This window comes from Actinokineospora sp. HUAS TT18, from assembly GCF_051364635.1.
In the GTDB taxonomy this organism is placed as follows: domain Bacteria; phylum Actinomycetota; class Actinomycetes; order Mycobacteriales; family Pseudonocardiaceae; genus Actinokineospora.
The window spans coordinates 6837152-6856409 of sequence record NZ_CP195645.1 but is presented as its reverse complement, the minus strand read 5'-3'; the positions used below and the strand labels follow the sequence as shown (position 1 = coordinate 6856409).

General features: G+C 70.8%; 23 protein-coding genes. 15 read left to right on the top strand and 8 right to left on the bottom strand.

Annotated features, from left to right (window positions below; all coding sequences use genetic code 11):
• Window positions 1–300: 300 nt before the first annotated feature.
• Window positions 301–1509, bottom strand: a complete 1209-nt coding sequence (locus ACSHT8_RS31930) for a cytochrome P450 (RefSeq protein WP_436495329.1) — start codon at window positions 1507–1509, stop codon at window positions 301–303.
• Between the two features lie 58 nt (window positions 1510–1567).
• On the opposite strand from ACSHT8_RS31930, the gene ACSHT8_RS31925 reads away from it, so the two are divergent.
• Window positions 1568–2179, top strand: a complete 612-nt coding sequence (locus ACSHT8_RS31925) for a TetR/AcrR family transcriptional regulator (protein ID WP_436495327.1) — start codon at window positions 1568–1570, stop codon at window positions 2177–2179.
• Between the two features lie 28 nt (window positions 2180–2207).
• Here ACSHT8_RS31925 and hemW read toward each other — a convergent pair whose 3' ends face one another.
• A complete protein-coding gene (gene hemW / locus ACSHT8_RS31920) occupies window positions 2208–3422 on the bottom strand; it encodes a radical SAM family heme chaperone HemW (protein WP_436495325.1) in 1215 nt (404 codons plus the stop codon).
• A gap of 71 nt (window positions 3423–3493) precedes the next feature.
• Here hemW and ACSHT8_RS31915 point away from each other — a divergent pair, with 71 nt between their 5' ends.
• The 11 genes from ACSHT8_RS31915 (at window position 3494) to ACSHT8_RS31865 (ending at window position 12978) form a co-directional block, all read left to right on the top strand.
• The gene (locus tag ACSHT8_RS31915) at window positions 3494–3628 is read left to right on the top strand and encodes a putative leader peptide (protein WP_436495323.1); all 135 of its coding nucleotides are present in this window, start codon (window positions 3494–3496) and stop codon (window positions 3626–3628) included.
• Between the two features lie 118 nt (window positions 3629–3746).
• Window positions 3747–5438, top strand: a complete 1692-nt coding sequence (locus ACSHT8_RS31910) for a nitrite/sulfite reductase (RefSeq protein WP_436495321.1) — start codon at window positions 3747–3749, stop codon at window positions 5436–5438.
• Window positions 5435–5593: an Insertion element protein gene (locus ACSHT8_RS31905; protein ID WP_436495320.1), complete on the top strand. Its 159-nt coding sequence runs from the start codon at window positions 5435–5437 to the stop codon at window positions 5591–5593. The genes ACSHT8_RS31910 and ACSHT8_RS31905 overlap by 4 nt, the downstream gene beginning before the upstream one ends.
• Window positions 5590–6273 carry a phosphoadenylyl-sulfate reductase gene (locus ACSHT8_RS31900; protein ID WP_436495318.1) on the top strand — a complete coding sequence of 228 codons (684 nt, stop codon included), beginning with the start codon at window positions 5590–5592 and terminating at the stop codon, window positions 6271–6273. Before ACSHT8_RS31905 ends, ACSHT8_RS31900 begins: the two co-directional genes overlap by 4 nt.
• Window positions 6274–6280: 7 nt before the next feature.
• On the top strand, window positions 6281–7213 hold the full coding sequence (gene cysD / locus ACSHT8_RS31895; RefSeq protein ID WP_436495316.1) for a sulfate adenylyltransferase subunit CysD: 933 nt from the start codon (window positions 6281–6283) through the stop codon (window positions 7211–7213).
• Window positions 7213–8535, top strand: a complete 1323-nt coding sequence (locus tag ACSHT8_RS31890; protein ID WP_436495314.1) for a sulfate adenylyltransferase subunit 1 — start codon at window positions 7213–7215, stop codon at window positions 8533–8535. The genes cysD and ACSHT8_RS31890 overlap by 1 nt, the downstream gene beginning before the upstream one ends.
• Window positions 8536–8564: 29 nt before the next feature.
• Window positions 8565–9632, top strand: coding sequence for an ABC transporter substrate-binding protein (locus ACSHT8_RS31885; RefSeq protein ID WP_436495312.1), 1068 nt, complete (start codon window positions 8565–8567; stop codon window positions 9630–9632).
• Between the two features lie 29 nt (window positions 9633–9661).
• Window positions 9662–10456: an ABC transporter ATP-binding protein gene (locus ACSHT8_RS31880; protein WP_436495311.1), complete on the top strand. Its 795-nt coding sequence runs from the start codon at window positions 9662–9664 to the stop codon at window positions 10454–10456.
• Window positions 10443–11327 (top strand): ABC transporter permease, encoded by an 885-nt coding sequence (locus ACSHT8_RS31875; protein ID WP_436495309.1) that lies wholly within the window; start codon window positions 10443–10445, stop codon window positions 11325–11327. Before ACSHT8_RS31880 ends, ACSHT8_RS31875 begins: the two co-directional genes overlap by 14 nt.
• Window positions 11324–12058, top strand: coding sequence for a sirohydrochlorin chelatase (locus ACSHT8_RS31870; protein ID WP_436495307.1), 735 nt, complete (start codon window positions 11324–11326; stop codon window positions 12056–12058). The genes ACSHT8_RS31875 and ACSHT8_RS31870 overlap by 4 nt, the downstream gene beginning before the upstream one ends.
• Window positions 12059–12354: 296 nt before the next feature.
• Window positions 12355–12978 carry a cyclase gene (locus tag ACSHT8_RS31865; protein WP_436495305.1) on the top strand — a complete coding sequence of 208 codons (624 nt, stop codon included), beginning with the start codon at window positions 12355–12357 and terminating at the stop codon, window positions 12976–12978.
• Between the two features lie 39 nt (window positions 12979–13017).
• Here ACSHT8_RS31865 and ACSHT8_RS31860 read toward each other — a convergent pair whose 3' ends face one another.
• Complete coding sequence (locus tag ACSHT8_RS31860; RefSeq protein ID WP_436495304.1) at window positions 13018–13392, bottom strand: hypothetical protein; 375 nt, start codon at window positions 13390–13392, stop codon at window positions 13018–13020.
• 145 nt (window positions 13393–13537) lie between these two features.
• On the opposite strand from ACSHT8_RS31860, the gene ACSHT8_RS31855 reads away from it, so the two are divergent.
• The gene (locus ACSHT8_RS31855) at window positions 13538–14311 is read left to right on the top strand and encodes an enoyl-CoA hydratase family protein (protein WP_436495302.1); all 774 of its coding nucleotides are present in this window, start codon (window positions 13538–13540) and stop codon (window positions 14309–14311) included.
• A gap of 38 nt (window positions 14312–14349) precedes the next feature.
• Here ACSHT8_RS31855 and ACSHT8_RS31850 read toward each other — a convergent pair whose 3' ends face one another.
• Genes ACSHT8_RS31850 through ACSHT8_RS31840 form a run of 3 tightly spaced genes read right to left on the bottom strand, consistent with a single transcriptional unit; the run spans window position 14350 to window position 15311 of the window.
• Window positions 14350–14655, bottom strand: coding sequence for a barstar family protein (locus ACSHT8_RS31850; protein ID WP_436495300.1), 306 nt, complete (start codon window positions 14653–14655; stop codon window positions 14350–14352).
• Window positions 14652–15086, bottom strand: a complete 435-nt coding sequence (locus tag ACSHT8_RS31845) for a ribonuclease domain-containing protein (protein ID WP_436495298.1) — start codon at window positions 15084–15086, stop codon at window positions 14652–14654. Before ACSHT8_RS31845 ends, ACSHT8_RS31850 begins: the two co-directional genes overlap by 4 nt.
• A gap of 9 nt (window positions 15087–15095) precedes the next feature.
• The gene (locus tag ACSHT8_RS31840; RefSeq protein ID WP_436495296.1) at window positions 15096–15311 is read right to left on the bottom strand and encodes a hypothetical protein; all 216 of its coding nucleotides are present in this window, start codon (window positions 15309–15311) and stop codon (window positions 15096–15098) included.
• 67 nt (window positions 15312–15378) lie between these two features.
• Between ACSHT8_RS31840 and ACSHT8_RS31835 the strand changes: the two genes are divergently transcribed.
• Entirely contained in the window at window positions 15379–16344 is a 966-nt protein-coding gene (locus ACSHT8_RS31835) for a zinc-binding dehydrogenase (protein WP_436495294.1), read from the top strand.
• Between the two features lie 67 nt (window positions 16345–16411).
• Window positions 16412–17263 carry an alpha/beta fold hydrolase gene (locus ACSHT8_RS31830; protein ID WP_436495292.1) on the top strand — a complete coding sequence of 284 codons (852 nt, stop codon included), beginning with the start codon at window positions 16412–16414 and terminating at the stop codon, window positions 17261–17263.
• Here the strand turns inward: ACSHT8_RS31830 and ACSHT8_RS31825 are convergent.
• Window positions 17214–18254, bottom strand: a complete 1041-nt coding sequence (locus ACSHT8_RS31825; protein WP_436495290.1) for a nitronate monooxygenase — start codon at window positions 18252–18254, stop codon at window positions 17214–17216. The two genes, ACSHT8_RS31830 and ACSHT8_RS31825, sit on opposite strands and share 50 nt — an antisense overlap.
• A 10-nt stretch (window positions 18255–18264) precedes the next feature.
• Complete coding sequence (locus ACSHT8_RS31820; RefSeq protein ID WP_436495288.1) at window positions 18265–19188, bottom strand: TIGR04222 domain-containing membrane protein; 924 nt, start codon at window positions 19186–19188, stop codon at window positions 18265–18267.
• Window positions 19189–19258: the final 70 nt, after the last annotated feature.

The window sequence follows — 19258 nt, the reverse complement described above, 5'->3', positions numbered from 1 at the left end:
CCCAGGACACCTATGGCGGACGAGAACCCTCGCCGCCCACGACGCGAACAGACCATACCGTGACGTATGGAGCCGAAAGCCGCAATGACCCAATCAGCTCAGTGCACTTGTTGTGATTGGGCGATCGCCCAATGCAAGGACAGGAAACCGCGTTCGTCACTCAAAGTGAGACTGCTTTCGGGGCAGCCCGGCTCCGGTGACGAACAGCGATCTCCCACCTTTGTTACAGCGAGGATCATCACAGCCGCGGGGATTGACTCGCCGATCTCAAGCTTGCCGCGCGTGACTGGAGCGCCGGCGTTAGACGGTCACCGGGACCTTCGCCGCGCCGCGGAGGTTGATGCGGCCGTTCCATTCCACCGGGCCGTCGAGGGCCAGGTTCGGGAAGCGCTCGACAAGCCTGCCCAAGGCGATTCGGCCCTCGAGCCTGGCCAGGGCCGCGCCGAGGCAGTGGTGGGGACCGGCGCCGAAGGAGACGTGGTGGCGGGCGTTGGGGCGGTCCAGGCGCAGTTCGCCCGCGTCGGGGCCCCAGAAGTCCGGGTCGTGGTTGGCCGAGGCGAGGCCCGCGATCACGAAGATGCCAGCCGGGATCTCGCGGCCCGCCAACTCGAAGGCCGACGTGGTGATGCGGCGGCTCAGTTGGACCGGGCTGTCGTAGCGCAGGAGTTCCTCGACCGCGTTGTCGATCAGGGACGGGTCGGCGCGCAGGGCTGCCAATTGGTCCGGGTTCCGCAGCAGCGCGACGACGCCGTTGGAGATCAGGTTGACCGTGGTCTCGTGGCCCGCCACATAGAGCAGCCCGACTTGGGCGATCAGTTCGTCGTCGCTGAGGACGTCGCCTTCGTGTTCGGCGGCGATGAGGGCGGTGAGGAGGTCATCGGCGGGGTTGGCGCGCTTCCAGGCGATGGCGTCGGCGGTGAGGCGGGCGAACTCGCGGTCGGACTCGCCGATGCGGGCGGCCAGTTCCGGGTCGACCACCGGTTCCAGCGACCGGACCAGCGTGCCGGTCAGCTCGCGCAGGCGGGCCTCGTCGGTGGGCGGCATGCCCATCATGTCGGTGATCACCGCGAACGGGAGCGGGAAGGCCAGTTCGTCGACCACGTCGAACCGGCCGAGGTCGGCCATCCGGTCTAGCGCGGCGTCGACCAGGGCGGTGATGTTGGGCGCGAGGGCGTTGATCGCGCGCGGGGTGAAGACCTTGGCGACGAGGCCGCGCAGGCGGGTGTGGTCGGGCGGGTCGCGGTCGAGCATCGACAGGCCGCCGAGGCGCCAGTCGCCGTCGCCCGCGGCGGCTTTGCGCATCTCGTCGCGGACCGGGTGCGGGGCGAGGTGGCGGGGTTCGACCGACAGGCCGGACCGCAGCAGGGTGGTGACGTCCTCGAAGCGGGAGACGTACCAGAACCCCAGCGGGTGCTCCTGTACCGCGTCCGCCGCGCGGAGTTCGGCGTAGTGCGGATACGGGTTCTGGTCGAACCCGGGCGCGAAGGGGTTGAACAACGTCTCTGTCATCGCTTCACCTTCCCTGCGTTGGTCACATACACCGTGTATGTCACTATCGTTCTACACCATGTCCACCGTCAAGAGCAGGCGCGAGCAGTACTCCGACGCCACCCGCGCCGCCTTGATCGAGGCGGCGACCAGGCGGTTCGCCGAATTCGGGTTCGCCAAGACCGCACTCGAGGACGTGGCCGCCGACATCAACGCGACCCGCGGCGCCGTCTACCACCACTTCAGCAACAAGCAGGCCCTGTTCCGCGCGGTGCACGACGCCCTGGAATCGGCCGCCGTCGACAACGTGACGCGGCTGGCGGCCACGGCGAGCGACCCGTGGGAAGGAGCGCTGTGGGCGCTGGACGCGTTCCTCGACCAGTGTCTTGACCCGACCTACAGCCGGATCGTCTGGCGAGAGGCGCCCACGGCGCTGGGGTGGCCGGAGTGGCACCTGGCTGAGGGGACGTACGCGTTCGGGATCATCGAGAAGCTGATCAGCGCGCTGATCGCCACCGGTGAGATCGACCCGGTTCCGCTGGGCACGGCTACGCGGATCATGTTCTCGATGCTCGGCTCCGCGGGCACGACGCTGGCCGAGGCGGCACCGGAGGACCAGCGGCGGCTGCGGGACGAGTACAGCTACCTGATCAGCCGGATGATCAAGGGCTGGCGCACGCCTGCGGATTGACCGCAGGCCCCCTTGTCGGAGAGCCCGATCACGTCAGGCGGCGGACCACTGCGTCGGCGAGCAGGCGGCCACGTGAGGTGAGTACGCAGCGGCCCGCGGCCAGTGACGGGCCGTCGAGCAAGCCATCGCGGGCAGCAAGATCAGCCTCGGCGCGACCGGACTCGTCCAGTGCCTCCAGTGGCAACCCCTCGGCGAGGCGCAGTTCGAGCAGCACGCGTTCCACCCGCTGGTCGTCGGCCGACAGCCGCTCCCGGCCCGCCGCGGGCGACGAACCCGCCGCCAGGAGTTCGGCGTACCGGGCCGGGTGCTTGACGTTCCACCAGCGCACCCCGCCGACGTGGCTGTGCGCGCCCGGGCCCGCGCCCCACCAGTCGCCGCCGAGCCAGTAGCCCAGGTTGTGGCGGCAGCGGGCGGCGTCCGACGATGCCCAGTTCGACACCTCGTACCAGGTCAGACCGGCCGCCGACAGCGTCTCGTCCACCTGTTCGTAGCGGTCGGCGAGCACGTCGTCGTCCGGGGCGGGCAGGTCACCGCGGCGGATGCGGCGGGCCAGGGCGGTGCCCTCCTCGATGATCAGCGCGTACGCGGACACGTGGTCGACCCCGGCGGCGAGGACCGCTTCGAGTGACGCGGCCAAGTCCTCGGGCCGCTCCCCCGGTGTCCCATAGATGAGGTCCAGGTTGATGTGCTCGATGCCCGCCGCCCGCGCCTCCCGGGCGGCGTCGACCGCCCGCCCCGGGGTGTGGGTGCGGTCGAGGACGGCCAGCACGTGCCGGGCCGCCGACTGCATGCCCAGCGAGATCCGGGTGTAGCCGGCTTCGCGGAGGCCCTCGAAGAACTCCGGCGACGTCGACTCCGGGTTGGACTCGGTGGTCACCTCGGCGCCGTCGGCCAGGCCGAACGTCGACCGGATGGCCGCCAGCACCTCCCCCAGCCCGTCAGCGCCCAACAGCGACGGGGTGCCACCGCCGACGAACACCGTGTCCACGGCGGGCGGTGTCCCAAGCACGCGGGCGGCCAGGTCCAGTTCGCGCTTCACGCCCTCCAGCCACGACGACGGTGACGCCGACGTGCCCAACTCCCCCGGGGTGTAGGTGTTGAAGTCGCAGTAGCCGCAGCGGGTGGCGCAGAACGGGACGTGGACGTAGACGCCGAACGGGCGCGCGCCCAGGCCGGCGAGCGCGGTCGCGGGCAGCGCGCCGTCGGCGGGCGCGGGTTCGCCATCAGGCAGGACGGAGGGCACGCGCCCATCCTCGCAGGCACGCTGAGAACGACATATTCCCCTCGGCGCAAGTGCGTGACGTCCATCCCAGCATGCGGATGGCAGTGGACCACACCGTGGACGCATGGGAGGCTTGGCCCATGTCAGCGACCGAAGTCTTCCTCGTGGCCCGCCGCCACGTCGACTTCCGTCGCGTCTCCAGCGCGATGTGCCGTCAGTACATCTGACCCGTCGCCGCTATTTCAGACTCAGCAGGCGCTCGGGCACGTCGGCTGAGAACTCCCTGTCCTTCCCAAGGGGTCCCTGGTCGGCGCGCGCGGCGCCCCAACCCCGGAGGAACAGCCGGTGTCTCCCACCACACCCCCGAAGACCGCCCCGGCCCGCACTCCGGTCCGCCGGGGTGAGGGTCAGTGGGCGCTCGGCTACCGAGAGCCGCTGAATCCGAACGAGCGGTCGAAGAAGGACGACAACCCGCTGCACGTGCGGGACCGCATCGAGAACATCTACGCCAAGGGCGGCTTCGACAGCATCGACCCGGGCGACCTGCGGGGACGTTTCCGCTGGTACGGGCTCTACACCCAGCGCAAGCCGGGGATCGACGGCGGCCGCACGGCCACCCTCGAGCCAGAAGAGCTCGACGACGAGTACTTCATGCTCCGCATCCGCATCGACGGCGGCGCGGTGACCACCCAACAGCTGCAGGTCATCGGCGAGGTGTCGCAGACCTACGCGCGCGACACCGCCGACATCACCGACCGGCAGAACATCCAGTACCACTGGATCCGGGTCGAGGACATGCCCACCATCTGGGCCAAGCTCGAGGGCGCGGGTCTGACCACGATGGAGGCCTGCGGCGACAGCCCGCGCGTCATCCTGGGCTCCCCGGTCGCGGGCATCGCCGAGGACGAGATCATCGACGGCACCCCGGCGATCGAGGAGATCAAGCGGCGCTTCGTCGGCGACAAGGCGTTCTCGAACCTGCCGCGCAAGTTCAAGTCGGCGGTCTCCGGCCTGCCGGACGTGGCCCACGAGATCCACGACGTCGCGTTCGTCGGCGTAAACCACCCCGAGCACGGACCCGGCTTCGACGTCTGGGTCGGCGGCGGCCTGTCGACGAACCCGATGATCGGCCAGCGCCTCGGCGCGTGGGTCCCGCTGGACGAGGTCGCCGATGTCTACGGCGCGGTGATCAGCGTCTTCCGCGACTACGGCTACCGCAGGCTGCGCCACCGCGCGCGCATCAAGTTCCTGGTCAAGGACTGGGGCGCGGCGAAGTTCCGCGAGGTCATGGAGGAGAAGTACCTGGGCCGCAAGATGATCGACGGCCCGGCGCCGGAGGTCCCCGCGGTCCCGCGTGACCACATCGGCGTGCACAAGCAGAAGGACGGCAAGTTCTACGTCGGCGCCGCCCCGATCGCGGGCCGGGTGTCCGGTTCGGTGCTGGTCGAGGTCGCCAAGGCCGTGGAGCGAGCGGGCTCCAACCGCGTGACCTTCACCCCGCAGCAGAAGCTCGTCGTGCTCGACGTGCCCGAGTCCGAGGTGCCCGCGCTGCAGGACGAGCTGTCGAAGCTGGGCCTGCAGAGCGAGCCGTCGGTGTGGCGGCGCGGCGTGATGGCGTGCACCGGCATCGAGTTCTGCAAGCTGGCGATCGTCAACACCAAGGACCGCGCGTTGGACCTGGTGCAGCAGTTGGAGACGCGGCTGGTCGACATCACCGACGGTGTCACCGCGCCGATCTCGGTGCACCTCAACGGCTGCCCCAACTCGTGCGCCCGCATCCAGACCGCCGACATCGGTCTCAAGGGCCAGATCGTGACCGACGACGACGGCAACCAGGTCGAGGGCTTCCAGGTGCACCTCGGCGGCGGCCTCGGCCTCGACGCGGGCTTCGGCCGCAAGCTGCGCGGCCACAAGGTCACCGGCGCGGAGCTGCCCGACTACGTCGAGCGGGTCGTGCGCAACTTCGTGGCCAAGCGCGAGCAGGACGAGCGGTTCGCGCAGTGGGTCACCCGCGCGGACGAGGCGGACCTGCGATGAGCGAGCGGGCCACACCTTTCCACTGCCCCTACTGCGGCGACGAGGATCTGCGCCCGCAGGAGGAGCCGCACGCGGCGTGGCTGTGCACGGGCTGCAGGCGCGTGTTCACGGTCAAGTTCGTCGGTCTCAACCTGCCAACGGGGGTCGCGAAATGACGGAGCTGAAGAAGCTCGCCGAGTGGGCCGAGAAGGAACTGGCCGAGGTCGACGCCGCCGAGGCGCTGGCCTGGACCAGGGACACCTTCGGCGACCGCTTCATCGTGGCGTCGAACATGCAGGACGCGGTGCTGATCGACCTGGCCTACCAGGCCAAGCGCGACTTCGACGTGCTGTTCCTGGAGACCGGCTACCACTTCCCGGAGACCATCGGCACGCGTGACGCGGTGGCGGCGGTCTACCCCGAGGTGCGCATCGTCAACGCCGAGGCCGAGCAGTCGGTGGCCGCCCAGGAGGCCGAGTTCGGCCTGCTGAACAAGACCGACCCGGCTCAGTGCTGCTTCTTGCGCAAGGTCGTGCCGCTGCAGAAGACGCTGAAGGGCTACGACGCGTGGGTCACCGGGGTGCGCCGGGTCGACGCGCCGACGCGGGCCAACACGCCGATCGTGCAGTGGGACGACCGCAACGGCCTGGTGAAGATCAACCCGATCGCCGCGTGGTCGGACGAGCGCTTCAACACCTACATCGCCGACCACGGGATCTTGGAGAACCCGCTCGTCAGCATCGGCTACCTCTCCATCGGCTGCGCGCCGTGCACCTCGCTGCCCAAGCCGGGCGAGGACGCGCGCAGCGGCCGGTGGGCGGGCCAGTCGAAGACCGAGTGCGGATTGCACGGGTAAAGGGACAATGACTTTCAAAGCGCAGACACAGACACAGGTACTTTCCGAGCACCAGGACGCGCTCGACCGCCTGGAGTCCGAGGCGATCCACATCTTCCGCGAGGTCGCGGGCGAGTTCGACCGGCCGGTGATCCTGTTCTCCGGCGGCAAGGACTCCACCGTCCTGCTGCACCTCGCGGTGAAGGCGTTCTGGCCCGCGCCGGTGCCGTTCCCGCTGCTGCACGTCGACACCGGGCACAACCTCGACGAGGTCATCGAGTTCCGCGACCGCACCGTCGAGCGCTACGGCCTGCGCCTGGTCGTGGCCAGCGTGCAGGACTTCATCGACGACGGACGGCTGGAGGAGCGTCCCGACGGCACGCGCAACCCGCTGCAGACCGTGCCGCTGCTGGATTCCATCACCAGCAACAAGTTCGACGCGGTCTTCGGCGGCGGCCGCCGCGACGAGGAGCGCGCGCGGGCCAAGGAGCGCATCTTCAGCCTGCGCAACGCCTTCGGCCAGTGGGAGCCGCGCAGGCAGCGTCCCGAACTGTGGAACCTGTACAACGGAAGGCACCGCGCGGGAGAGCATGTGCGAGTGTTCCCGCTGTCCAACTGGACCGAACTCGACGTCTGGCGCTACATCGAGCGCGAGAACATCGACCTGCCCTCGATCTACTTCGCCCACCAGCGCGAGGTCTTCCAGCGCGACGGCATGTGGCTCACGGCAGGCCCGTGGTTCGGTCCGAACGCCGACGAGCCCGTGCAGGAACTGACTGTCCGCTACCGGACTGTCGGCGATGGCTCGTGCACCGGCGCGATCCTGTCCGACGCGTCCGACATCGAGGCGGTCATCGCCGAGGTGTCGGCCAGCAGGCTCACCGAGCGCGGCGCCACCCGGGCCGACGACCGGCTTTCCGAAGCAGCCATGGAAGACCGCAAGCGAGAGGGCTACTTCTGATGAGCGATCTTCTCCGGCTCGCCACCGCTGGAAGCGTCGATGACGGGAAGTCGACGCTGGTCGGCCGCCTGCTCTACGACACCAAGTCCGTCCTCGCCGACACCCTCGACGCCGTGCACCGCGCGTCCGTCGACAAGGGACTGTCCACTCCGGACCTCTCGCTGCTGGTCGACGGCCTGCGCAGCGAGCGCGAGCAGGGCATCACCATCGACGTGGCCTACCGCTACTTCGCCACGCCCAATCGGTCGTTCGTGCTCGCCGACACCCCCGGCCACGTGCAGTACACCCGCAACACCGTGACCGGCGCGTCCACCGCGCAGCTCGCGGTGCTGCTGGTCGACGCGCGCAAGGGCGTGCTGGAGCAGACCCGCCGCCACGCCGCGGTGCTGGCGCTGCTGGGTGTGCCGCAGCTGGTGCTGGCGGTCAACAAGATCGACCTGGTCGACTACGACGAGAGCGTCTTCGAGGTCATCGCCAAGGAGTTCACCGACCACGCCACCGCGCTGGGCTACCCGATCGGCTCCGTGCTGTCGATCCCGGTGTCGGCCCTGGTCGGCGACAACGTGGTCGACCGCTCCGCGCACACCCCCTGGTACTCCGGCCCGACGCTGCTGGAGCACCTGGAGAACGTGCCGGTCGAGCCCGACCCGCACCACGCCGCGTTCCGCTTCCCGGTGCAGTACGTCATCCGCACCAACACCGACGAGCATCGCGACTACCGCGGCTACGCGGGCCAGATCGCGGCGGGCACGGTGACCAAGGGCGACGAGATCGTGGTGCTGCCCGCGGGCCTGCGCACGACCGTGGCGCGCATCGACACCCCCGACGGCGAGCTCGACGAGGCCGAGGCGGGCCGGTCGGTCACCCTCGTGCTGACCGACGAGATCGACATCTCCCGGGGCGACCTGATCGCCTCGGCGACCGAGTCGCCTTCGGTGACCGACGAGTTCGCCGCGACCGTTGCGTGGCTGTCGGAGAAGGCGCTCAAGCCCGGCGCCCGCGTGCTGGTCAAGCACGGCGCGCGGACCGTGCAGGCGTTCGTCGGCGAGCTGTCGGCTCGCTTCGACGAGCAGAGGTTGTCCACTGTGGACAACCCGGAGGAACTGAAGCTCAACGAGATCGGCCAGGTCGGCATCCGCACCGCGGAGCCGCTCCCGGTCGACGACTACTCGGTCAACCGGCGCACCGGGGCGTTCCTGGTGATCGACCCGGCTGACGGCTCCACGTTGGCGGCGGGCCTGGTCGGGGCGGGTCTGCGGGCACTGGACGCAGGCGAGAGCTGTATCGGCGGCGGAGAAACCGCCGTCTCGCCTGGTCCGTAGTACCTCTCCCCCACCGAAAGGGCCCACCCGTGAAGACCCGCTTGTCCCGACTCGTAGCCGGAACAATCGCTCTCTCCCTGCTCGCCGTCGGCTGCTCCCGCGCCGAGACCCCCAAGGACACCACTCCGGCGGGGCAGAGCACCGACAAGGGCCCCGCGGCCGAACTGCGGCTAGGCTACTTCCCGAACGTCACGCACGCCTCGGCGCTGATCGGCCTGGAGAAGGGCCTGTTCGAGAAGGAACTGGGCAGCACCAAGCTCGTCCCGACCAAGTTCAACGACGGCCCGACCGAGGTCAGCGCGTTCCTCGGCGGTTCGCTCGACGCGGGCTTCATCGGCTCCGGCCCGGCGATCAACGCCTTCGCCAAGTCCAACGGCGAGGCCGTGCGCCTGGTCGCGGGCGGCACGTCCGGCGGCGCGCAGCTCGTGGTGAGCGCCGACATCAACAAGCCGGAGGACCTGGTCGGCAAGACCGTCGTCACCCCGGCGCTGGGCAACACCCAGGACGTGTCCCTCAAGAAGTGGCTGGTCGAGAAGGGCCTCAAGGACAAGGTCCAGGTCACCAACCGGGAGAACGCCCAGACCCTCGACGCGTTCAAGAAGGGCGAGGTGCAGGCCGCGTGGCTGCCCGAGCCGTGGTCGTCGCGGCTGGTGCTCGACGCGGGCGCCAAGGTCTTGCTCGACGAGAAGGAACTGTGGCGCGACGGCAAGTTCCCGACCACCGTCCTGCTGGTCCGCACACAGTTCCTCAAGGACCACCCGAAGACCGTCGAGGCGCTGCTGCGCGGCCTGCTCGCGGCCAACGACTTCGCCAAGGCCAACGACGCCGACGCCAAGACCGCGGTCAACAAGCAGCTTGAGGCGCTGACCGGCAAGGGCTTGGGCGCCAAGGTGATCGACCGCGCGTTCACCTCGATCGCGCTGGACCCGGACCCGCTGGCGAGCACCTTCCCGCAGCTGGCGAAGGACGCCGTGACCGCGGGCGTCGCGCAGAAGGAGACCGACCTGTCCGGCTTCGTCGACCTGACCGCGCTCAACGCGGTGCTCAAGGCCGCGGGCAAGCCGGAGGCCAACGCAGCGGGCCTGGACAAGAAGTAGTCGTGCACACCGAGGAAGGCAGGCGAATCATGACCGCGACGCTCGAGACCCCCGCGCCCACCGCCACCGACGCTGTGGTGCGGCTCACCGGTGTCCGTAAGTCCTTCGGTCATGGCGCGCGCGCCGTGACCGCGCTCGACGGGATCGACCTGACCGTCGCGCCCGGCGAGTTCGTCTGCCTCCTCGGTGCGTCCGGCTGCGGCAAGACCACCGTGCTCAACCTCGTGGCGGGCCTGGACAAGCCGACCTCCGGCGAGATCCAGCTGTCCACGACCCGCCCGGCGGTGATGTTCCAGGAGGCCGCGCTCATGCCGTGGCTGACCGCCGCGCGCAACGTCGAACTGCCGCTGCGCCTGGCCGGGGTCGGCCGGGCGGAGCGCCGCGAGAAGACCGCGGACCTGCTGGAACTGGTCCGCCTCGGTGGGGTCGGCGACAAGCGCCCGCACGAGCTGTCCGGCGGCATGCGCCAGCGCGTCGCCCTGGCGCGCGCGCTCGCGTCGGCCATCTCGGGCAACGCAGGCGAGGCGTCGTCGCTGCTGCTGATGGACGAGCCGTTCTCCGCGCTCGACGCGATCACCCGCGACGTACTGCAGGGCGAACTGCTGCGGGTGTGGGAGGCGACCGGTGCCGCGGTCGTCTTCGTCACCCACGACGTGCGCGAGGCCGTGCGCCTCGGCCAGCGCGTCGTGCTGCTGTCGTCGAAGCCGGGCCGCGTCGTGCAGGAGTGGAACGTCGACGGGCTCTCCCCGGTCGCCGAGACCGAGGCCATCACCAAGATCAACGCACGTCTGCGCGAGGTGATCAGCAGCCATGCCGCAGCATGACGTGACCACCCGGGACGACGAGGCGGCAGTCGAGGCGGGCCTCGACGCGCTCGACACCCCGCCCATCGCGAACCGGGGCGCCGGTCGGCGCAACCTGGTGCGGACCCTGCTCGCCCCGATCGCGGCACTCGTCGCGATCGTGGCGGTGTGGCAGTTCCTCTGGTCGCAGGCGATCTGGCCGGAGTACCAACTGCCCGCGCCGCTGGCGGTGTGGGAGCAGATCCAGAAGGTCATCGAGAACGGCGACGTCTGGGAGTTCCTCTGGGTGTCGGTGCACCGCGCCGTGATCGGGTTCCTGATCTCGGTGGCCGTGGCGACCCCGCTGGGCCTGCTGCTGGCCAAGGTCCGCATCGTGCGCGCCGCGATCGGCCCGCTGATCTCCGGTCTGCAGAGCCTGCCGTCGGTGGCGTGGGTGCCCGCCGCGGTGCTGTGGTTCGGCCTGACCGACGCCGCGATCTACACCGTCGTGCTGCTCGGCGCGGTGCCGTCGATCGCGAACGGCCTGGTCGCGGGCATCGACCAGATCCCGCCGATCCTGCCCCGCGTCGGCAAGGTCCTCGGCGCGGGACGGCTCGACACGGCCCGGTTCATCCTGCTTCCGGCCGCCCTCCCGGGTTACCTGGCGGGCCTGAAGCAGGGGTGGGCGTTCTCCTGGCGGTCGCTGATGGCCGCCGAGCTGATCGCCACGTCGCCGCAGCTCGGGTTCGGCCTCGGCCAGTACCTGCACAACGGGATGTCGCTCTCGGACATGTCGATGGTGATGGCGGGCATCCTGCTGATCTTCTTCGTCGGCGTGGGCATCGAGCTGCTGGTGTTCCGGCCGCTGGAGCGCACCGTCCTGCGGGCCCGCGGCCTGACCGGGGCGCTGTGACGCCGCTGGTCGCCGTCGCGCACGGCAGCCGCGACCCGCGCTCGGCCGCCACGGTGGCCGAGCTGCTGGACGTCGTGCGCGCACAGCGCCCGGACCTGGACGTCCGAGGCGCCTTCCTCGACCTCTCCGAACCACTGCTTTCGGACGTGCTCGATTCCCTGCACGCCGACGGCCACCGCGAGATCGTCGTCGCCCCGCTGCTGCTGGGCCGCGCCTTCCACGCGCGGGTCGACCTGCCGTCGCTGATCGCCGAGGCGCAGGCGCGGCTGCCGCTGCTGTCGGTCACGGTGACCGACGTCCTCGGCCCGGACGCCCGCCTTGAGGCCGCCGCGCTGCGCAGGCTCGCCGAGATCGGCGTCGCCCCGGGCGACCCGACGCTGGGCGTGGTGCTCGCGGCCACCGGGTCGTCGCACGCCCCCGCGAACGCGCGGGTGCACGAGGTCGCCGAGCGGTGGTCGCGGGTCATGGGCTGGTCCGGTGTCCGCGCGGCGTTCGCCTCGGCCACCGAGCCGGACGTGTCCGCCGCGGTCGCCGCCCTCCGCGCCCGCGGTGCCACGCGGATCGCGGTGGCGTCGTGGTTCCTGGCGCCGGGCCTGCTGCCGGACCGGGTGATCGCCCAGGCCGGTCCCGCGGTCGCGGTCGCCGCCCCGCTCGGCGCGGCCGTCGAGGTCGCCGACCTCATCCTCGACCGGTACGACGCCGCGCGACTGGCGACCATCCTCAGCGCCTGACCCGATTGCGGGTAAACGGGCGTAACACGTATCCACCCACCTGGCCTTACGCCTGCTGTCCGACGCCACCCATCGTGGACTGGTCGGGTGATCCACAAGGCGGACGGGTCGCCGCCGATCACCTGCTTGTCGCAACGAGCGAGAGGTGAATCCGGTTCGCCGTTTCGGACAGTTGTCGACCGAAAACTTCGCAATACCGTGACAACTTGACCGAAAAGCTACTCACAAGTAAATATCTTGGTGCCGCGGCTGATCCACCCCGAACCGTTGTCCACCAGCACATTCGAGGTGACCAGATGACATCGACCCTGCGTCGAGCCCTGTCCATCGCCGCCCTAGTGGCCGTGCCGATCGTGGCGTTCGCGCCGGTGGCGGCCGCCGTGCCGACCACCGTCAACTTCGCCTGTCAAGGCAGCACCCCGGTGGGACCGCAGAACTTCACGCTGCAGCAGAACGCCGAGGTGACCGCCCCGGCGACGGTCGCCCCGGGCGGCGCGCTGTCCATCGTGATCGACCCCGCGCCCAACACGATCCCGGCGAGCGTCAACGGCTACACCGTGCGCCGGGTGCACACGATGGCGCTGAAGGTGCCGATCCCGGCCAACTCGACCTACGTCTCGGCCACCCTGTCCGGCGGCTCGAACGTGGGCACGACCAGCATCAGCGTCGCCAACGGGGTCGCCACGATCACCGCGACCGGACCCATCAACGGCGGGGCGACGTTCGAGCTGCCGACCGTCACCGCGAACCTGACGGCGGGCGCGTCCGGGACCATCCAGACCAAGCTCTACGGCACCAGCTACACCGATCCCGGCCTGACCTTCACCGCCGTGGTCCGCTCGTTCCTGGGCGACATGAACGTGCCCACGAAGTGCTACCCCAACCCCAACCCGGTGATCACGACCACCACGATCGCGTGAGAGCAGCCGGGCCCGCGCGAGCGCGGGCCCGGCGTCCGTTCAGCAGCCCTTGCCGCTGCGCCAGATCTTGCGGACGGTGCCCGGCGGCACGTAGTTCAACGTCACCTTCACGTTGCAGCCCTCACGAACGCCGTACTCCTGGATCGCGGCGAACACCATCGCTCCGACAGCGGCACCGACCGCGCCGCACAGCACGGCGCCCGGTCCGCTCGCCGAGCAGGCGACCGCGCCGACCATGGCGCCGAACGCCGCGCCGCCGCCGTTGAGGATGATCCGCTGGTCCTTCGGATTGAGCGTGACCGTCGCGGCGGTCCACCCGAAGTCGATGCCGGGCTGGGCGACGGCGGGCGCCACCGGTGCGGCGGGCTCCGCGGTCGCGGTCGGCGCGACAGTCACCAGAGCGGCCAGAGACACGAGGAAACGAGTACCGCCTTGCGCATGGGTCCCTCCGAGGTCCGTCCTTGCCTGGCAGTCCACCCATGGAACCCCGGTTTCCGCGCCACACCACCAGGTCAACCCGAACCAGGGATGGTCACCCACCCGCCGTTAGGGTGAGCGCATGGCTGACGAGTTGGTGCACTACGAGGTCTCCCGTGGCGTCGCGCGGATCACGCTCGACTCGCCCCACAACCGCAACGCGCTGTCCCGGCAGCTGCGCGGCGAGCTGCGCGACCACCTGACCACCGCGATCGGCGACGACGCCGTGCGCGTGATCGTCCTCGACCACACCGGGCCGGTGTTCTGCGCCGGGATGGACCTGAAGGAAGCGGGCGGCGCGTCGTCCGGCGACCAGGGGGTCAACGAGTTCCCGGCGATCCTGGAACAGCTCTGGACCAGCCCCAAGCCGGTCGTGGCGAAGCTGGCCGGACCGGCCCGCGCGGGCGGCGTCGGCATCGTCGCGGCGTGCGACATCGCCGTGGCCGCCGACAGCGCGACGTTCGCCTTCACCGAGGTCCGCATCGGCGTGGTGCCCGCGGTCATCTCGGTGACCGTCCTGCCCCGCCTGCTCCCCCGCGCCGCGCACGAGCTGTTCCTGACCGGCGAGTCGTTCGACGCGCACCGCGCGGTCCAGATCGGGCTGATCAACTCCGCGGTCCCTGCCGAGGGCCTCGACGCCGAGGTCGACCGCTACACCGGCATGCTGGCGCTGGGCGGCCCGGTCGCGCTGGCGGCCACCAAGGAGATGCTGCGCCGCGAGCCCGCCGCCGACCTGTCGACGAACTTCGCCGAGATGCTGAAGCTGTCGGCGGGCTTCTTCGCCAGCCCCGAGGGCCAAGAGGGCATCACGGCGTTCGCCCAGAAGCGCAAGCCCAACTGGGTTCCCGCCGACTAGCGCACATCGAGCCCGGTGCCGCTAGACCGGCACCGGGCTTACGCCTGGTCGCGGGCGATGACCAGTTCGATGGTGCGGTCGCTCCCGGCCGCGCCCTCGACGGCGTCGTCGAGGACCTCGCGGATCGCGCGGTAGCCGGGCGGGTCGGCCTTGGCCAGGATCTGCGAGTGCGTCCAGATCAGCACGTGGTGGTCGGCGGGCAGCCACGACAGGTCGGTCAGGCAGTCGTAGAGCGCGTCGAGGTTGTGGCCGAACCAGTCCGGGAACTTCAGCGCCTCGGCCAGTGCGGTGAACATGGCCCGCTTGCTGCGGATCTTCGTGCCGTCCAGCACGTGTTCGATCATCGGGTCGGGTCCACGAGCACGAAGGACGCGTAGTGGTCCGCGGTGTAGAACAGCTCTTTTTCCGAGCCCGTGATCAGGCGGCGGGCGCCGCGATCCGGGCTTCCTGGCGTTGGCACGGTGTACTCCCGGTAGTAGCCCGACGACTTCGCGGGCAGCAGCTTCTCGCGGTTCTGGAACGTCGTGCCGTCGTTGCGCGGGTACGGGAACGGACCGCCGCGCTGGATGAGCCGCCAGGTCGCGGCGGCCTCGGCGGGCAGCTCGGACAGCGGGCGCACCGACAGCTTGGACTCGGCCCCGGGCACCGCGCCCGATGACGCGGGCGCGGGCGTCGGCGCGGCCTCACCCGTGCCGAGTTCGCGGACAAGCCAGCCCGCGAGGACCAGGACGACCAGGCCGACGAGCGCGGCGGTGATGCGTTTTCTCGAACCCACCCCGCCAGCCTACGAATCCGTCTTGGCGCGCGACCCCAGCGGGTGCTCGGCGCGGGTCCGGCCGAAGCGGGCGCGGGCGAAGTGGATGCCCCAGTCGACGCCCCGGTCGATCAGCCAGGCCGCCACCACGCACAGCGGCAGCAGCACGGCCATCACCAGGGTGAACTGCAGGGCGAACGGGAGCTGGGCGACCCACAGCTCGACGTCATCCCACCAGTCAGGCACAACTCGCAGAGTAGACCTTGGCCACTTCCGTGCGGCGTCGCCCCTTCATGGTCGCTATGTTGCGGCCATGTTCGCCGTCTACGCCGCCGCGCCCAGTCCCGACGACCCGTTGGCCTCGCTGACCATCGGGGAACGCCCGGAGCCCGAGGTTCCCGACGGCTGGGTGGCCGTGTCGGTCAAGGCCGCCAGCCTGAACATGCACGACCTGTGGACGCTGAAGGGCGTCGGCATCAAGGCCGAGTCGTTCCCGATGATCCTGGGCTGCGACGGCGCGGGCACGCTGGCCGACGGCACCGAGGTCGTGCTGCACTCGGTCATCGGCGACCCCGCGTGGGCGGGCGACGAGACCCTCGACCCGACGCGGACGCTGCTCACCGAGAAGCACCAGGGCACCTTCGCCGACACCGTGGTCGTGCCCGCGCGCAACGCCCTGCCCAAGCCCGCCGGGCTGAGCTTCGCCGAGGCCGCGTGCATGGGCACGGCATGGCTGACCGCCTACCGGATGATCTTCGTGAAGTCGGGCCTGCGCCCTGGCCAGACGATGCTCGTCCAGGGCGCCTCCGGTGGCGTGTCGACCGCGCTGATCGAGCTGGGCAAGGCCGCGGGCCTGCGGGTCTGGGTCACCGGCCGCACCGAGGAGAAGCGCGCGCTGGCCGCCGAGCTGGGCGCGCACGCGACGTTCGAGTCGGGCGCGCGGCTGCCCGAGCGGGTCGACGCGGTGTTCGAGACCGTCGGCAAGGCCACCTGGGCGCACTCGATGAAGGCGCTCAAGCCGGGCGGCGTCATCGTGGTGTCGGGTTCCACCAGCGGCCCCGACCCGAGCGCCGACCTGCAGCGGCTGTTCTTCCTGCAGCTGCGCGTGGTCGGGTCGACCATGGGCACCCGCGAGGAACTGGCCGACCTGCTGCGTTTCTGCGACCTGGCCGGGATCAAGCCCAAGATCGGCACCGAGCTGCCGTTCGAGCAGGCCAGGACCGGTTTCGAGCAGATGCTCGACGGCGAGACCAACGGGAAGATCGTTTTCACCAGGTGAAACGGCACCGGTTTGTTACCGGTTGGTGTCGAGACTTTTTCGGGTTCGCCGCTTAGCCTCTGTCGCTATGTCGTCCATTCGAGTGAACCAGCGCACAGTTGGCGGGGTGCGGACCCGGGTGCTGTCAGTCGGCAGACGCCCCCGCGTCGTGCTGCTGCACGGGTTCGGCGACTCGGCGGACACCTGGCGCGGCGTGCTGGCGGAGTTCGCCGAGCGCGGGCAGGCGGCCATGGCGGTCGACCTGCCCGGCTTCGGCGAGGCCGAGGACCTGGCGCCCGGCCCGATCCTGCCGCAGCTCGACGCGTTCCTCGCCGACCTGGTGACCGGCCGCGGCGGGCCGGTGGTGCTGGTCGGCAACTCGATGGGCGGCACGGCGGCGCTGCGGGCCGCGCAGAACCCGGCGCTGCCGCTGGCCGGGGTCGTCTCGATCGCCGCGCCCGGGCTGCACGACTCGTGGATGCTGCGGGCGCTGGACACGAACTCGCTGCCGGTGTGGCTGTACTCGACGCTGCCCATCCCCGGCATCGCGGTGCGCACCGTCGCCTCGGCGGTGATCCCGCGCCTCCTCTACGCCCGCCCTGGTGACGCCTGCCCGGACACGGTCGCGCGCTTCGCCGGGCTCGTCCGGGACGACCAGTCGACCAAGGCGCTGCTGGCCAAGGGCCGCGCGCTGCTGTCGGAACTGCGCGACGCCTACCAGCCCGGCGAGATCCGCTGCCCGCTGACCGTGGTGGTCGGGCGCAAGGACAAGCTCGTGGCCACCCAGTCCGGGCGGCGCCTGCACGCCGAGGTCCCGCACAGCACGCTGCGCGTCCTCGACGACTGCGGCCACTGCCCCCAGCTCGACGACCCGGCCGGGACCGCGGACCTCATCGCGGACTTCGCCCTCGGCGCGCGCGAACGGACTCTAGTTTCCTAACCGCTTCGTCCAGTTCGCCCGCGAGGACCTCGACCAGTTCCGCGACCGGGAGTTCGCGCGCGAGCGGATAGCCCTGCCCCGCCCACAGCGCCATCGCCTCCGGGTCGCCCGCCTTGGCCGCGGCGGCGCGCACCGGGCGGGTCAGGTGGTGGATCTCCGGGTACGCGGCGGGCGCGTGCGGGCCGTACTCCTCGATGAACCGGTTGGCCATCCCCCGCGCGGGGCGGCCGCTGAACGCGCGGGTGACCACGGTGTCGCGCTCCCCCGCCGCGAGCGCCGCCCGGTGCGCGGGCTGCGTCCCCGCCTCGGGACACCGCAGGAACGCCGTGCCCAACTGCGCTGCGACAGCTCCGGCGGCCAGGACGGCGGCGACGTCGGCGCCGTGCATGAGCCCGCCCGTGGCGATCAGCGGCTGGTCGGTCTCGGCCGCGACCAGGCTCAGCAGCGGCAGCAGGTCGTAGAGGTGGATTTCGTTGGCGAACGATCCTCGGTGCGCGCCCGCCGCGCCGCCCTGGACGCACAGCGCGTCGAAGTCGCGGGCCGCGCGCGCCTCCGCGGGCGTGGTGACCGTCGCGACCGTGTAGACGCCCGCGGCTTTGAGGCGGGCGACGTCGGGCGCGCCGAAGGTGAACGAGACCACGGGGACCGCCGCGTCGAGCACGACGTCGAGCTTCGCGGCGAAGTGGTCGTCGTCCCATGTGGGCGCGCCCGGCTCGATCCCGAGGCGCGCGGCTTCGCCTGCGACGAGGTCGCGGTACGGCGCCAGGTCAGCCGTCGACTCGGTGCCGGGCACGAACAGGTTGACGCCGAACGGCTTGTCGGTACGCGCCCGCGTGGCCTCGATCTGGCCGCGCAGGGCGTCGGCGGTGAGATATCCGGCGGCGAGGAAGGCGAACGCGCCCGCCTCGACCGCGCCCGCCACCAGCTCCGGGGTGCTCGGCCCGCCCGCCATCGGCGCGACGATCACCGGCACCGCGAGATCAGCGATCACACCGCCGACTCTAACCGCCGCAGCCGCCGCCTCCACCGCAACTGCTGCCACCGCCACAGCTGCTCCCCCCGCCGCTGTCGCTGCTGGAACTCGAACTGGAGCACGAACTCGCCGAGCACCCGCTGCCGCAGCCGCTGTCCGAACTGGACGTCGACTGCCTGCCACTCATCGCGAACGCCGCGCTCAGCTCGTCGTCGGGGTACGCCGTCAGCCCCCACAGCGCCACCGGCCCCAGCACGGCGAACCCGGCCATGGCGCCGACGCCGACCGTGCGCGGATAGCGCGACCGCGCGTTGAGCAGCTCCGACCGGCCGCGCGCGGTGACCCGGCTGCGTGCCCGGCCGAGGATGGCGCGGCAGAAGATCCAGACCCACAGCGTGACGAACAGCGAGATGAACAGGAACGCGCTCGGCCGGTCGAGCTGGAGCCCGTTGAACGCGCGATACCCGCCGACGGCGATGACCACCAGGAACAGCCAGTGCACCTTGTTGAGCCGCCGGGCGCGGTGGATCGAGGTCATGAACCCGCGCCGGGTCAGCGAGTCGATCATCTGCCTGCCCAGCGCGCTGTTGCCGAAGCCGAACGTGGCGAATCGCGGCAGCTTGCCCGAGGCGGGAACCCGGCCGAGCACGTAGTCCTGCACCACGTCACCGGGACCCGGGCCGCCGTGCGGACGCATGACCTCGCCGTTCCGGTTGACCCGGATCGCCCCCCGCGACACCAGACCCGCCATCGCGGTCTGTTCGACCCGGATCGGCCCGCCGGTCAGCAGGGCCAACTCGTACGGGTCGAGCTCGCGGCGGTCGTTAGGGTCCCCCGCCGCCGCGGTCCGCGAACGGACCTTGGCGATGATGACGAGCACCACGACGAGGCCCACCGCTATCCAGTACAGCCTCAAGAACTCCGGACCGGACAGCCCCCACGGTTCGTCCATCGCCGCCTCCCCTCCCTGTAGCGCTGTCACCAGGACGTGTGTGATCGACGTGCGGTTCCAGTGCCGTTGG

Excerpts from the sequence above, each read along its gene's own strand:
- cysD (WP_436495316.1), top strand. The coding sequence starts at position 6,281 with ATGACTTTCAAAGCGCAGACACAGACACAGGTACTTTCCGAGCACCAG.
- ACSHT8_RS31925 (WP_436495327.1), top strand. The coding sequence starts at position 1,568 with ATGTCCACCGTCAAGAGCAGGCGCGAGCAGTACTCCGACGCCACCCGC.
- ACSHT8_RS31835 (WP_436495294.1), top strand. The coding sequence starts at position 15,379 with ATGTTCGCCGTCTACGCCGCCGCGCCCAGTCCCGACGACCCGTTGGCC.
- ACSHT8_RS31830 (WP_436495292.1), top strand. The coding sequence starts at position 16,412 with ATGTCGTCCATTCGAGTGAACCAGCGCACAGTTGGCGGGGTGCGGACC.
- ACSHT8_RS31865 (WP_436495305.1), top strand. The coding sequence starts at position 12,355 with ATGACATCGACCCTGCGTCGAGCCCTGTCCATCGCCGCCCTAGTGGCC.
- ACSHT8_RS31850 (WP_436495300.1), bottom strand. The coding sequence starts at position 14,655 with ATGATCGAACACGTGCTGGACGGCACGAAGATCCGCAGCAAGCGGGCC.
- ACSHT8_RS31880 (WP_436495311.1), top strand. The coding sequence starts at position 9,662 with ATGACCGCGACGCTCGAGACCCCCGCGCCCACCGCCACCGACGCTGTG.
- ACSHT8_RS31930 (WP_436495329.1), bottom strand. The coding sequence starts at position 1,509 with ATGACAGAGACGTTGTTCAACCCCTTCGCGCCCGGGTTCGACCAGAAC.
- ACSHT8_RS31820 (WP_436495288.1), bottom strand. The coding sequence starts at position 19,188 with ATGGACGAACCGTGGGGGCTGTCCGGTCCGGAGTTCTTGAGGCTGTAC.
- ACSHT8_RS31855 (WP_436495302.1), top strand. The coding sequence starts at position 13,538 with ATGGCTGACGAGTTGGTGCACTACGAGGTCTCCCGTGGCGTCGCGCGG.
- ACSHT8_RS31890 (WP_436495314.1), top strand. The coding sequence starts at position 7,213 with ATGAGCGATCTTCTCCGGCTCGCCACCGCTGGAAGCGTCGATGACGGG.
- ACSHT8_RS31905 (WP_436495320.1), top strand. The coding sequence starts at position 5,435 with ATGAGCGAGCGGGCCACACCTTTCCACTGCCCCTACTGCGGCGACGAG.
- ACSHT8_RS31900 (WP_436495318.1), top strand. The coding sequence starts at position 5,590 with ATGACGGAGCTGAAGAAGCTCGCCGAGTGGGCCGAGAAGGAACTGGCC.
- ACSHT8_RS31915 (WP_436495323.1), top strand. The coding sequence starts at position 3,494 with ATGCGGATGGCAGTGGACCACACCGTGGACGCATGGGAGGCTTGGCCC.
- ACSHT8_RS31875 (WP_436495309.1), top strand. The coding sequence starts at position 10,443 with ATGCCGCAGCATGACGTGACCACCCGGGACGACGAGGCGGCAGTCGAG.